8 protein-coding genes are annotated in these 13,348 nt (G+C 68.4%); 3 read left to right on the top strand and 5 right to left on the bottom strand.

The genetic code is table 11. The annotated features are described in order from the left end of the window. Positions 1-91: 91 nt before the first annotated feature. The 4 genes from QF032_RS01240 to QF032_RS01225 all read right to left on the bottom strand — a co-directional run bounded on the left by QF032_RS01240 (position 92) and on the right by QF032_RS01225 (position 7,465). Positions 92-2,401, bottom strand: a complete 2,310-nt coding sequence (locus QF032_RS01240; protein WP_307054479.1) for a beta-L-arabinofuranosidase domain-containing protein — start codon at positions 2,399-2,401, stop codon at positions 92-94. A 464-nt stretch (positions 2,402-2,865) separates the two neighbouring features. Continuing rightward, on the bottom strand, positions 2,866-4,224 hold the full coding sequence (locus QF032_RS01235; protein WP_307039199.1) for a glycoside hydrolase family 43 protein: 1,359 nt from the start codon (positions 4,222-4,224) through the stop codon (positions 2,866-2,868). Between the two features lie 214 nt (positions 4,225-4,438). Then, the gene (locus QF032_RS01230) at positions 4,439-6,886 is read right to left on the bottom strand and encodes an ATP-binding SpoIIE family protein phosphatase (RefSeq protein WP_307039197.1); all 2,448 of its coding nucleotides are present in this window, start codon (positions 6,884-6,886) and stop codon (positions 4,439-4,441) included. 69 nt (positions 6,887-6,955) lie between these two features. Then, positions 6,956-7,465: a family 43 glycosylhydrolase gene (locus QF032_RS01225; RefSeq protein WP_307039195.1), complete on the bottom strand. Its 510-nt coding sequence runs from the start codon at positions 7,463-7,465 to the stop codon at positions 6,956-6,958. Between the two features lie 890 nt (positions 7,466-8,355). On the opposite strand from QF032_RS01225, the gene QF032_RS01220 reads away from it, so the two are divergent. The 3 genes from QF032_RS01220 (at position 8,356) to QF032_RS40865 (ending at position 12,516) form a co-directional block, all read left to right on the top strand. Next, complete coding sequence (locus QF032_RS01220; RefSeq protein WP_307054477.1) at positions 8,356-9,783, top strand: glycoside hydrolase family 43 protein; 1,428 nt, start codon at positions 8,356-8,358, stop codon at positions 9,781-9,783. A gap of 341 nt (positions 9,784-10,124) precedes the next feature. Then, a complete protein-coding gene (locus QF032_RS01215; protein WP_307054475.1) occupies positions 10,125-11,693 on the top strand; it encodes an alpha-L-arabinofuranosidase B in 1,569 nt (522 codons plus the stop codon). A gap of 694 nt (positions 11,694-12,387) precedes the next feature. Continuing rightward, complete coding sequence (locus QF032_RS40865; RefSeq protein ID WP_444875756.1) at positions 12,388-12,516, top strand: hypothetical protein; 129 nt, start codon at positions 12,388-12,390, stop codon at positions 12,514-12,516. Positions 12,517-12,785: 269 nt separating this feature from the next. Here the strand turns inward: QF032_RS40865 and QF032_RS01205 are convergent, their stop codons facing one another. Continuing rightward, positions 12,786-13,319, bottom strand: a complete 534-nt coding sequence (locus QF032_RS01205; protein ID WP_307039189.1) for a flavin reductase family protein — start codon at positions 13,317-13,319, stop codon at positions 12,786-12,788. Positions 13,320-13,348 lie beyond the last annotated feature (29 nt).

The raw sequence follows: 13,348 nt of genomic DNA, 5'->3' as shown, positions 1-13,348 counted from the left end.
GATGCGCGGCCATGTTCGTCATATCGAACATGGGTCGAAGCGTCGAGCGGAATGAAGGGGTGGACGATCAGGATCCGCTGGGCGACGGACCTCAGTTCCGCAGGATGCGCCAGCGGTTGTCGGCGGTGCCGTCGTCCGAGTCCTGGACCGCGAACGCCCCGACGGCGGTGGAGTTGCTCGCGATGGCGAGCAGCTTGCCGCTGTTCACGTTGCGGATCTTGTAGGTCCCGTCGCCCTGGTCGAGTAGCGTCCATCGGTGGTCGGCGGTGCCGTTGTCCGACCACTGCAGCACGGTGGCTCCGTCCGCCGTGGACATGTCCAAGATGCCGAGCACCTTGCCGCTGTTGGCGTTGCGGAAGCGGAACGCGGTTCCGTCGGTGATCATTTCCCAGTTGTGGTCGGCGGTGCCCGAGTCGTTCCACTGCAGGGCGCGGCCGCCGTTGGCCGTGGACATGTTCTGGATGCCCAGCACGAGACCGCTGCCCACGTTGGCCAGCCGGACGGTGGCCGTGCCGCTGGTGTTCCAGTAGACGGTGTAGTTGTGGCCGTGCGCGTTGTGGAACGGGCCCAGGTTGACGGTGGAGCCGTTCGCGGTGGCCGTGAAGTTGAGCGACGTGCTGCTGGTCCGTGTGATCGAGGACGTGTCCAGTGACGGAAGCGCACTGAGCGTGGAATTCCCGTAGTCACCGGACAGGACCACCGGACCGTAGGTGATCGCGGCGACGTTCGCGTTGTCGTTGGCGGCTCGCATGACGATCCGCATGGGCAGGCGGACCGTGACCGTGTCGCCGGAGGCCCACGCGCGGTTCAGGGTGGCGTAGCTGCCCGGCGTGGTGGTGACGGGCTGGGCGACGCCGTTGACGCTGACGGTGGCCCCGGTGGTCCAGCCCGGGATGCGGATGCGCATCGCCCAGGTTCCGCTGACGTTGCCCGTGAGCTGGAGGGTCGTGGTGTCGCTGTCGGGGAACGACGTGGTCTGGGTGACCGTGATTCCGCGTTGCGACCAGTTGAGCACCGAAGGCACGAACAGGTTCACGATCAGCGTGTTGTCGGTGCGGAAGTAGATGGAGTCCGTCAGCCTGGTGTGCATCTCCAGGCCCGTGCCCTGGCAGCACCAGAAGGTGCCGTAGTCGGTGCTCCAGGTGCCGCCGCCCCACGCCGGGCCCACACCGCGTCGGCCTCCCGGGTTGAGCGGGGTGAAGTAGGTGACGTGGCCGTGGTCGTCGGCAGGGTTCTGCTGGCCGATCATCTGGTTCAGCCATGCACGTTCGTAGTAGTCGAACAGCGCGACCCGGTCCGGGTCCAGGGCGAACAGTTCCCGGGTGAGGGTGAGCATGTTGAAGGTGTTGCAGCTTTCGCAGGTGTCCGTGTTCAGGTAGCCGGCGAGGGCGTTCGGGGCGCGGAAGTGCTCCGCCTGGCTGTTGCCGCCGATCGCGTAGGTGTGCGAGTTGACGGTGGTGTTCCAGGCGTTGTTGGCGATGTTCCGGTAGCGGGTCGTGCCGGTGGCCTTGTACTCCCGGGCGGCTCCGATCCACTTGGGTACCTGGGTGTTGGCGTGCAGCCCGTTGAGTTGGTCCTGGCCGGCGGCCAGGGGGTCGAACACCGCGGCGTGGTCGAATCGTTGGGCCACGGTGAGCCACCGCGCGTCATTGGTCTGCTGGTAGAGATCGGTCAGCACGGTGTTCATGCCGCCGAACTCGGTTCCCAGCATGGCCTGCATCTGCTGGCCGCTCAGCCGGCCGGTACGTCCGTCCACCCACCCCGCCAGGGCGAGGAGCACGTCACGGGCCTGTGTGCTGCCGATGTGGCGCCAGACGTCCAGGAGGCCGGCGAGGGTCTTGTGGATGGTGTAGTACGGCACGTTGCCGTTGGTCAGGGTTCGCTGCTCGAGAGCGGTGAAGTCGGACTCGGGGTAGCCGGAGAGATACCCGGCGCTGAAACCGGCGGCGCTGTTGTTGGCCTGGCACTTGGCCAGTTCCGCGACCATGGTGGTCGCCTTGTCCCGGCAGACGGTGTCCCCGGTCACGGCGTACAGCTGTGCCCACGCCGTCAGGAAGTGCCCTTGGACGTGGGTGCGGAAGGGGAACGTCGGGGCGTCCCAACCGCCGGTGGCGGCCGCGCCGTTGGTCGACAGCCGGTGGTTGGCGCGGAAGTTGTACAGCAGCCGGTCGACGTCGACGAACCGCAGGTAGTTCCGCGTCCGGTCCTGGTTGTCAAGCCACCGGCTCGCGCTGAGCCGGACCTGGCCGAGGTCGAAGGGGTACACGGAGACCCCGATGTCGGCCCTTGCGGGAGGGACGGCCGCATGGGCGGGTGCGCCGATGAAGGATCCGGTGGCAGAGGCGGCGGCGGTCGCCCCGGCTATCTGCAGGAGACGCCGTCTGCTGACGGAGGAGGTCATCTTGCACCTTTCGGTGAGGGGGAGCGACGGCTTGGTCGTCGATGTGCCGGGCACGCACGTCCGGCGGTCGGGTGCAGCACGTCACGGACGTGTCTGCCGCCGATGAAATTCATATGTCCAACGGAGTGACCACGAGAAGGCCCGAGGTCCACAGGGACCTCGGTCCCGTCGATCCTGTCCATTGATACATGGGATGGATTAACGGATATGAACATCGCCCGTGTCTAGCCCTGCGACACAACTTCCTTGACCATTTCAGGATGTGAGCCCGGCGAGCACCTTGGCCCCGATTCAGACATTGGATGTGCCGAGTGCGAGGAGTACGGGAGCGCGTCGGTGCCGCACAAGGCGATGCCGGGGCCCGGCGGACGCTGCCGTGGTGCGTGCGGGCGGGCGCGGGCGCGTGAAGGCAGTGCCGCCGCGGGTGGGATCCGCGACGGCACTGCGGAGGTGGGTCGGACGGGTCAGGCCCAGGGGCTGACCGCCGTGAAGGAGCTGTCGGCCCGGAAGGTGTCGGTGTTCTGGTAGAGGTCCACGCGCAGCGCGTAGTTGTAGTGGCGCAGGTAGCGGCCGGGGTAGTTGTACGACTCCAGGCTTACGGAGCCGGATGTGCGGCCGGGGCGGGCACAGTAGGTGGCGTCCTTGTTGAAGGTGTCGGTGCCGTTGGCGGCGTCGAAGCGCACCCGGAAGTCCCAGTGGCGCAGATAGCGGCCGGCGGAGTCGCGGAAGGAGTAGCAGTTGGCGTCGGCGAGTCCGGGCAGGACGGTGAAGGTGGCGCTCTGCTTGACGGCGGTGCTGCTGGAGGCGCTCACCGGGTCGACGTAGCCGAGGCTGTCGGAGCGCACCACGGCGTAACGCCCGGGGAAGTTGACCGACTGCAGTGACCTGGTGGTGTTGGTGGGCAGGGTGACGCCGCCGGGGACCGTCTCCTTCAGCACGGTGGCGTGGCGGATGAAGCCGGACAGCCCGGGCACCTCGTTGGGCGTGGACCAGGTGGCGAAGTTGTCGAAGCTGTCGCTGTACCAGTACTTTCCGGCGCGGTAGCCGTCGTAGTAGATGCGCCAGCCGCCGTTGTCGAGCTGGACCAGGGCGGGGCCCTCGACCCAGCTGCCGAATCCGGCCCAGTCGCCCGTCTTGAGGATGGTGTACGGGCCGGTGAGGCTGGACGCGGTGGCGTACTCGATGTACTTCGTCGTCTCGTTCTTGGTGAACGCGTGGTAGGTGGAGCCGGTCTTGACGATGAAGGTGTCGATGTTGTTCGGGCCGATGCCGGACAGCTGGGCGGGCGCGGACCAGGTGGTGAGCGCGGAGTCGGTCGCCGTGAGCTTGTAGGCGGTGAAGTGGGTGGCGGTGCTCGCCGTGGTCAGGGACACGATGACGTTGACGCTGCCGTCGGTGTCGATGAACCACTCGGGGGCCCAGGTGCGGGTCAGCCCGCTGATCGGGATGGTGTAGTTGTACAGGAACGTCCAGTTGACTCGGTCGGCGCTGCGGGCGAAACCGATGGTGTTCCCGGTCCAGTTGGTGGTGTAGGTCATGTAGTAGAAGCCGTCGGTGTGCCTGAAGATGCTGGGGTCACGGATCAGGCCGGACGGCGGTGTGTAGGCGGGGCCCTTCCGCAGGGTGAACGCGGTGGCGTCCGCCGAGTCGTACACGTACATGTTCGACTCGCTGCTGTTGGTGAACGCGGTCATCGTGTACCGCGTGGTCTGCCCGGCCGGCGGGGCGGAGGCGGAGGCGGTGCCCTGAAGCGCGGGGACACCCAGCAGCACCATCAGGAGCGGGCCGAGCAGGGCGAGCAGGGTTCTTACGGGTCTGTTCAACTCTTCCTCCGGACTTCGGCCAGTCCGCTTGGCCGGTCGCCGTAGTGAGGGAATTGTTCGCTATTACGAACAATGTGCGGCAGTTCGATCAAAAGATAAGATTGAGTCATGGTTCCGTCAATATTTTCGACAATTTCCGTTCCGATGGGTTCCGGTCTCCTGGCACACCGACGCCAGCGCGACCACAGTGCCTTCGCCTACGGCGGCTTGGATGTCAGTGCGGCCCGGGGAGGGACTGCGCGCACCAGATCGTCTTGCCGTCGGTGGTGTGCCGGGTACCCCACCCCTGGGTGAGCTGGGCGACGAGCAACAGGCCCCGGCCGCCCTCGTCGAAGGCACGGGCCCGGCGCAGGTGCGGAGCGGTGTTGCTGGCGTCGGAGACCTCGCAGATCAGGGAAGTGTCGCGAATCAGCCGCAGCCGGATGGGCGGCTCGCCGTATCTGATGGCATTGGTGACCAGCTCGCTGACGACCAGTTCGGTGACGAACGCCGCCTCCTCCAGGCCCCAGGCGTCCACCTGGTCGACGGCGAACTTCCTGGCGCGCGGCACCTGCTCGGTGTCGGGCTCGACGTCCCAGTCGGCGACATGACGGCGAGCCAGCGCGTGAGTGCGAGCGAGCAGCAGGGCCGCGTCGTCGGTGCGGCGTTCGGGGAGCATGGCGTCGATCACCGTGTCGCACAGGGCCTCCAGTGAGGCGGCCGAGTGGTTCAGGGCGCGCTGCAGTTCGGTGATTCGCTGGTCGACGTCGCGCTCGCGGCTTTCCAGCAGTCCGTCGGTGTAGAGGGCGAGCAGGCTGCCCTCGGGCAGTTCGAGCTCGGCGGCCTCGAAGGGCAGCCCGCCGATGCCGAGCGGCGGTCCTGGATGGGCGGCTACCGGGGTCCTGGTGCCGTCAGGGGAGATGATCAGCGGCAGGGGATGGCCGGCGCTCGCCAGCGTGAGGCGCCGGGAAACAGGGTCGTAGACGGTGTACAGGCAGGTGGCGCCGGACTCGCCGGTCGGCTGGAAGTGACTGTCCGGCCGCAGGTCGCTGGCGAGGTGCAGGACCAGGTCGTCCAGATGGGTCAGCAGTTCGTCCGGTGGCAGGTCGACGTCGGCGAGGGTGCGGACCGCCGTGCGCAGTCGGCCCATGCTGGCCGAGGCGTGCAGACCGTGGCCGACGACATCGCCGACGACCAGGGCGACTCGGGCGCCGGACAGCGGAATGACGTCGAACCAGTCGCCGCCCACTTCCGTGCCGGTCCCGCCGGGCAGGTAGCGGGAGGCCACCTCGACCGCCTCCTGGCTGGGCAACCCCTGCGGCAGCAGGCTGCGTTGCAGAGTCAGCGCGGTCGTGCGCTCGCGCGAGTACCGGCGGGCGTTGTCGATGGCGACGGCTGCCTTGGCGGTCAGCTCTTCGGCGAGGATGAGGTCGTCGGCGGTGAAGGCCTCGGGCCGGTCGAGGCGGGAGAAGGCGACGACGCCGAGCAGCGCGCCGCGCGCCCGGAGCGGCACGGTGATCCGGCCGGTCAGTCCGTCCGCGGCGATGGACTCGTCGATCACCGGGTTGCCCGGCGGCCAGTGGGCCGGGTCCGCGGCGAGCCCGGGTCCGAAGGCCCACTCGCCGCCCTCGCCGGGCTCGACGGCGAGCTCGACCGTGGACCTGCCGGTGGCCATGCAGCGGGCGGCGACGGAACCGGGAGCATGCGTGACCAGTGTCGTCGGCCCGGGCGCCCGGTCGGCGTCCTCCTTCGCGCTGTGCCGGGCGGCACGGCTGAGCTCGATCGTCTGACCGGGGGTGAGCGCGGACCCGGAGGGCGGCTCCTCTCCGCGCAGCACCTCCTCGAAGAGATCCACGCTGACAAGGTCGACGAATCCCGGCACCGGAGTCCTGGCCAGTTCCTGGGCGGTTCCGATCACGTCGAGTGTCCGGCCGATGCCACCGCTGGCCTGGTTGAGGAGGAGCAGGCGCTGCCGAGCCCAGTACTCGGCACTCATGTCGAATCCCCAGTTGGCGACCGCGCGGACCCTGCCCTCGGCATCCCGGACGGGCCATATGCTGGTGGCCCAGGCATTGGCATAATTACTGCCCAGCGGACGGAACACGGTGATGAGACGCGTTGCCTCGCCCGTCCTCGCCACTTCTGCGAGCGCGTCGGTGTAGGGCCTGTCATTTCTCTCGGGAAACAGCGTGCGGTCGAATTCGGGCAACACCTCGCGGTACTTCTTGCCGAGCACCTGCTCCTCGGAGTGCGCGATCACCCGGCCCGAGGAGGCGTTGATCCACAGGAACCGCAGCTCAGGGTCGTAGACGCCCAGAGCGAACGGGGACTGCTCGAAGGCCTGGTCGGCGATCACCGGGCGGCGTCCCCAACGCTGCATGGTCACCACGCGGCCCAGCGCCCGCCCGTCGGGGCCGAGCAGTGCGTGAGCGGTCACCACGGCGTCCACCGTGGAACCGTCCCGGTGACGCAGGGGGACGAACCCCGTGGTGTCGGGGCCGGCGCCGTAGCCGTCGAGGAGGCCGGGTGGCGGGGAATCCACCAGCAGGTCGGTCACGGGGCGCCCGACGGTGTCCTCCGCCGTCCAGCCCAGCAGCAGCCGGCCCCCCCGGCTCCAGCCGCTCACCATGCCGTCCAGGTCCACCACGACAGCGGCTGTGGGGGCATCCTGCCTGTCGGCCATTTTCACGCACCACGCCTCCGTCCGGACAGCCGTGCCCGTCAGGGCTGGATTCCAGCGGCTTCTTCCAGCCTAGATCGGCCCCCGCTCCGCGGCGCTCCGGCTGCTGCGTTCGAGATACGCGGCTCTCACGGCAGGCCGCGGCCTGTGGGTGTACTTCAACACCCCTGACGAGGGCTTCTTCATGTCGTCGGCCCAGTCGCCTGCCGGGCCCTGGGACCCGTTGACGGCGGTCCAGTACCGGCCTGCGTGGTACCGGATTGCCCCGGCCCGCACGCCGCGGCCGTAGCGGTTCATCCGGTCCCAGTTCAGCAGCGGTCCGATGCGGGTGACATCGTCGGCCACACTGCCGAGCGTCCGCCAGTTGACCAGATCCTTCGAGTGCAGGACGGCCATGCCGGGGGAGTACCCGAACGTGCTGGTGATGCCGTAGTAGTCGGTGCCGACCCGGATACAGTCCCAGTCGCCGAAGTCGCCCGGGAGGACGGGGTTGACGTAGCTGCCGTCGCCCTGGTCGCCCCACGTACCGGCCGGGGGTGTGGCCGCCGCCGCCCTGCTGGATGGCAGTACGCCCGGCGACACGAGCGCCCCTGCACCGATCGCGGCAAGCCGGCCGAGCTGCCGCCTGGTGAAGTCCAGGAACCCGTTCCTTGGTGCGAAGCCCGCCAGTCATCACATGTCTGGGCGGCTTTTCGAGGGGAACATCGTGCAACTACCGACATGAAGGGGTAGAGCGCGATCCAAAACAGGGGATGGAAAGAGCTTCTCGCCGCGCGTCATGCCCGGGGGGCGGACGGTCGGCCTCTCGGTCTGCAGGTTCGAGGGGGCGTTGATGCGGGATCTATTGACGCACCCTGTTTCCCGGACTTAAGGTCTGCCCGGCCTTACGAACAAGGTTCGATATATCGCACAATTTGCTTGGTTGGAGAGTGAGTTGACCACGACAGCTTCCGTCGGCCGAGCGCGGGGAGGGGACGCCGTCGGACGCCACACCGGTCAGTACGACGAGGTGCAGACCCGGTGACCCACAACCACCGCTGACGTCGCCGCTCTCGAAGGGCGGAGCCGCCGAGCCTGGAGCAGCGAGAACAGGAGCCGCTGAGGCAGGACACCGAAGCGTCGCCCACCTGAGCGCATTCACGGTCGCCGAAAGGCACAGACCGTCCGACCGGTCCGCAGGACAGCCGGCCGTCCCACCGGCCGGCAGAGTCCTGCCTTCGCGGCAGAAACAGCCGTCACGCCGCCGAACATCCCCACAGAGCCACTGCCGACGCATCGGCTCGCGTGCCCGAGCCCGGCGTCACCGCAGCGAGATGCACCGCAACGGGGGTACACGCCGTCGCCCCGTCCGTCCCCCTTCCACATCGTGCGATACCCGACCTGTCCCGCTCACACCGATACCGGGGGCCTTCCCCGCCACCCCGCTTCGTCCCCTCGCTCCGGTGGCGCCTGCACGACGACAGGAGATCCACATGTCCGCGCTCCGCGCCCGGCTGACGGTGATATTGCTCGCCGTCAGCCTCCTCTTGACAGGCCAGGCCCTGACCGCACCCCAGCGGGCGGCCGCCGCCGACCCCGGCTACCTGATGGTGCACTTCACCGGCGACTCCGCGACCGGTCAGATGCTGTACCTCGCGCACAGCGCGGACGGCCTGCACTGGAACGACCTCAACGGCGGAGCGCCGGTCCTGAACTCCACGATCGGCACGAAGGGAGTGCGCGACCCCGCGCTGGTGCGCTCTCCCGACGGCAGCAAGTACTGGATCATCGCGACCGACCTGTGCATCCGCTGCGGCTCGACGTATGCCAACGGCAGCCCCGACTTCGTGGTGTGGGAGTCGACCGACCTGGTGACCTGGTCGAAGCCGTGGCTGCTCGGCGCCGCCGGACTGATCCCCGGCGGAAAGAACGCGTGGGCGCCGGAGGCGATTTGGAACCCCGAGACCAACGACTACGTCCTGTACTGGTCCACGAACGCCACGGTGAACGGCATCTTCAAGTACCGCATCTACTCCGCCCGCACCAAGGACTTCCGCAGCATCACCACCCCGCAGATCTGGATCGACCCCCCCGGCAGCACGCCGGTCGTCGACGCCCAGATGACCGAGGTGCCCGCCGGTACCGGCCCCTACCGCTATCTGCGGGTCGCCGGCGACAACCAGAACAATGTCGAGGGCAGCAACTCGATCCTGGGGACGTGGACCAACCTCGGCAACCTCTCCAGCATCGGCCTCGCGGGAAACGCGGTCGAAGGCCCGGTGTGGATGAAGTTCGGCGACCGCAATGAGTGGGCCCTGTACATCGACTACAACAACCCGCAAGGCGTACGCGAATACAGGCCGATCCTGACGGCCAACCCGTTCGACGTCAGCACCTACCGCCTTCAGGATGCGACCGGCTACGACATGGGCGGCACCCCGAAGCGTCACGGCGCGATCATGGCCCTCACGGCCGCTGAGGAGAGCCGCGTGCTCGCCCGCTGGCCCAACACCCCGGCCCAGCGGCTCCAGTCGTACAACTTTCAGGACCGGTACGTGCGCCAGACCAACTTCGACGTGCGCATCGATCCCGACGTGAGCCCCGCCGACGACGCCCAGTTCCGGATGCGGCCCGGCCTCACCGGCACCGGCACCGTCTCCTTCGAGTCGGTCAAGTTCCCCGGCTACTTCCTGCGCCACGCCAACTACGACTTCCAGCTGGTCCGCAACGACGGCACCGCCCAGTTCGCGGCGGACGCCACCTTCCGCCAGGTCGCCGGCCTCGCCGACCCGGCATGGTCGTCCTTCCAGTCCTACAACCATCCCGACCGCTACATCCGCCACTACGCCTACCAGCTCCGACTCGACCCGATCACCACCACGACCGGACGAGGCGACGCCACCTTCCGGGTGACGAGCTGACCCGACACCGACAGGGATGCCGGCGCTTCCGCGGTGCCGGTATCCCCAGGCGTGCGTCACCCTGACGACAGTCCACCACGCGTCGACCACAGGCACCGCGAGCAGCGGTGGCGCCGACGCCCGTCGCACCACCTCACCGCGGCGCCACCTCAGTGCGCGCCAGGACCCCCGCCGGCTCGCCGGCACCCCCGGAGCTGACGAGCAGCCCGCCCAGAATCCTGTGCCGAAGGCGGTCGACGCCGCACCGGCACGGAAGCGTCATCGCCTGCGTCGTCCGCACAGTCGGACATCTGGGATGGATGGCGCTCGCATCACACCCCACCCTGAGAAGGAGTTTCTCCGTGATCAAACCTCCCTGGATACGCAGTGTCAGACGCGCGCTGCTGGCGGCCGGTGCCACCGCCGCGCTCGCCGCCGGCCTCCTCACCGCCACGGCCACCACCTCGCAGGCCGCCACCCAGGGGCCGTGCGACATCTACGCCGCAGGGAGTACTCCCTGCGTTGCCGCACACAGCACCACCCGCGCCCTGTACGGCGCGTACAACGGCCCGCTGTACCAGGTCAAGCGCGCCTCCGACAACACGACCAAGGACATCGGCCCGCTGAACGCCGGAGGTGTCGCCGACGCCGCGCAGCAGGACGCCTTCTGCGCGAACACCAGCTGCGTCATCACTGTCATCTACGACCAGTCCCCCAAGGGCAACAACCTCACCCAGGCGCTCAGGGGCCACTGGCCCGGGCCGGCCGAGGGCGGGAACGACAACCTGGCCAACGCCTTCGAGGCGCCGGTCACCGTCGGCGGCCACAAGGCGTACGGCGTCTACGTCGCCCCCGGCACCGGCTACCGCAACAACAACACCAACGGCATCGCCACCGGCGACCAGCCCGAGGGCATGTACGCGATCTTCAACGGAAAGCACTTCAACGGCGGCTGCTGCTTCGACTACGGCAACGCCGAGACGACCGGCAACGACGACGGCAACGGCACCATGGAGGCCCTCTACTTCGGCAACAGCAAGGGCTGGGGCTGGGGCAGCGGCAACGGCCCCTGGGTCATGGCCGACCTGGAGAACGGCCTGTTCTCCGGGGTCAACCGCGGATTCAACGCCAATGACCCCAGCGTCAACAACCGGTTCCTGACCGCCATGCTCAAGGGCGGCCCGAACCAGTGGGCCATCCGCGGCGGGGACGCCCAGTCGGGCGGCTTGTCCACCTTCTACAGCGGCGCGCGTCCCAACGCCACCGGCTACGACCCGATGAAGAAGCAAGGTGCGATCATCCTCGGCATCGGCGGCGACAACAGCAACACCGGCCAAGGCACCTTCTACGAAGGCGTCATGACCCAGGGCTCCCCCTCTGACGCCACCGAGAACGCCGTGCAGGCCAACATCACCGCCGCCGGCTACGACAGCGGCTCGACCAGCACCGGAACCCTCACCCCCGGCTCCCGGATCTCCCTGCGGGCCACCACCGCTCCCTGCTGCACCTCGCACTACCTCCGCCACAACGACGCCGACACCAAGGTCGTCATCTCCAGTATCAACTCCGCCAGCTCGGCCACCGACAAGGCCGATGCCACCTGGATCGTCCGTGCCGGCCTGGCCAACACCTCCTGCCTGTCCTTCGAGTCCGCGGACAAGCCCGGCCAGTTCCTGCGCCACTTCAACTACCAGCTCAACCTGAACTTCGACAGCGGCTCCAGCGCCTTCGCGCAGGACGCCACCTTCTGCCCCACCGCGGGCAACAGCGGAGTCGGCACCTCCTTCCAGTCCGTCAACTTCCCGACCAAGTACATCCGCCACTACAACTACACGGCCTACATCGCCGCAAACGGCGGCACCAACACCTGGGACAACACGAAGTCGTGGGCTCAGGACACCAGTTGGCTCATCGCATCTCCCTGGAGCTGACGAGGGACCGGACCCGTGGGGGCCTCCGCCCGGAGGCGCCCACGGGTGCGCGGCCACCCACGGTCGTGCGGCCGCGCTGCCCACGCCCGTGGGCCGCAACGGACAACGTGATCTCTCGATGCGACCACTTCCGGGTTTCGCACGCCCTTCGGAGGCACCCGATGAGCGCCACCCCCTCCCGTCGCGCCGGCTGTTCTTCGGCATGACCGCCGCCGTACCGTTGTCCATGACGGGCGCGCTGACCGTCGCCGGCCAGTCCGCGAGCCCCGCGACGGGCTCCCCGTTCGTCATGGGCTACTTCACCCAGTCACCCAGAGGCCGCGGTACGGACTACGGTCTCCACCTGGCGGTCAGCACCGACGGGCTGCAGTGGATGCCCCTGAACCAGAACAACCCGTCGCGACCCCGACCGGGGGCGACGGTGGTCTGCGCGACCCCTTCATCCTGCCCAAGCAGAACGGCACCCACGTCGTCATGGCGACCAACCTGAAGGGAACCGACTGGACCAGGCAGAGCCAGGTCATCCACGTCTGGGACTCCACGGACCTGCGTTGTTCTACACCTGGCAGACCAACGACCTTTCCACCGGCACCCGGGCCGCCACCGACCGACGCGTCTACACCCAGCCTCTGAACCCCAAACACGCCACCGTCCAGCCGATCCCCCAGACGGTGTACGACAACAAGGTCGCCCAGTGGGGCGAGCCCGACTGGAGCCGACTACATCCTTCAACTTCCCGGACCGCTGCATCCGGCACTTCGACCACGTCCTGCGCATCGATCCGATCTCCACCGCCGACGCCACGTTCTCGGTCCGGCGTTGAGTTCCTGCTTCTCGGAGGCCTGCCCCTTCTTGATGACGTTTCCGGTACTGAGACGACACGCCTCTGGGGCCCGCACGGAGGAAGCCGCCGGCTGGCCGGCACCGGTCAGTGAAGGAGGACGCAGTCCCGACCTTCGCCGGGTCGGTCCGCACCCACCGATGCACCAGAGCCAGCGCGGGTGGCCCGAGCCGTCCGGACAGTCGTGTCCGCCTCGCGCTGGTGTCCGGTGGCACTCGTTGAGGAGGCAACCGGGCCCGGACCCGTCCCGGTCAGCGGTGCACGGGGAACGGACCGGGCTGGAAAGTGCCGTAGCGGCCGCGGTGGAAGAGCAACGGGGCATCGCTCTCGCCTACTGCCAAGTAGTGAACGTGGCACAGTGCGATCACATGGTCGCCGGCCCAGTACTCGTCCCGCAGGGAACATTCGAGCCAGCCGCTCGCGCCCGCCACGAGCGGTGCTCCGCCGGGGGAGAGGTGCCACTCTGTGCCATGAAGCTTGTCCGGGCCGCTGGTGGCCAGCCGGTCGCAGACGGGTAGTTGGCGGTCGGCGAGGATGCTCACCCCGATCCGCTCGGCCGGACGGATCCGCGGCCAGCTGCTGCTTGTCTCCGCCACGCAGAAGGAGACCAACGGCGGCCGGAGGGAGACCGAGGCGAAAGAGTTCACCGCCAGAGCGGCGAATCGGCCGACGGCGTCCAGGGCCGCGACGGCGACGATGCCCGTGGCGAACCTGCCGAGAACCCGACGGAACTCTTCGGACGTGACGGTGTCTGCCTCGCGCGACGTCGGTATCGGGTCGGTCACCTGGGGCGCCTCGCTTCCTGCTTGGAACC

Origin of the sequence: Streptomyces achromogenes (assembly GCF_030816715.1) — a bacterium.
Classification (GTDB): Bacteria; Actinomycetota; Actinomycetes; order Streptomycetales; family Streptomycetaceae; genus Streptomyces; species Streptomyces achromogenes_A.
Note: the sequence above shows the minus strand (reverse complement) of the source record. Positions and strands in the feature narration are given on the sequence as shown.

Bases quoted from the DNA above. Each gene is read 5' to 3' on its own strand.
- QF032_RS01230 (WP_307039197.1), bottom strand. From the start codon at position 6,886: ATGGCCGACAGGCAGGATGCCCCCACAGCCGCTGTCGTGGTGGACCTG.
- QF032_RS01240 (WP_307054479.1), bottom strand. From the start codon at position 2,401: ATGACCTCCTCCGTCAGCAGACGGCGTCTCCTGCAGATAGCCGGGGCG.
- QF032_RS01220 (WP_307054477.1), top strand. From the start codon at position 8,356: ATGTCCGCGCTCCGCGCCCGGCTGACGGTGATATTGCTCGCCGTCAGC.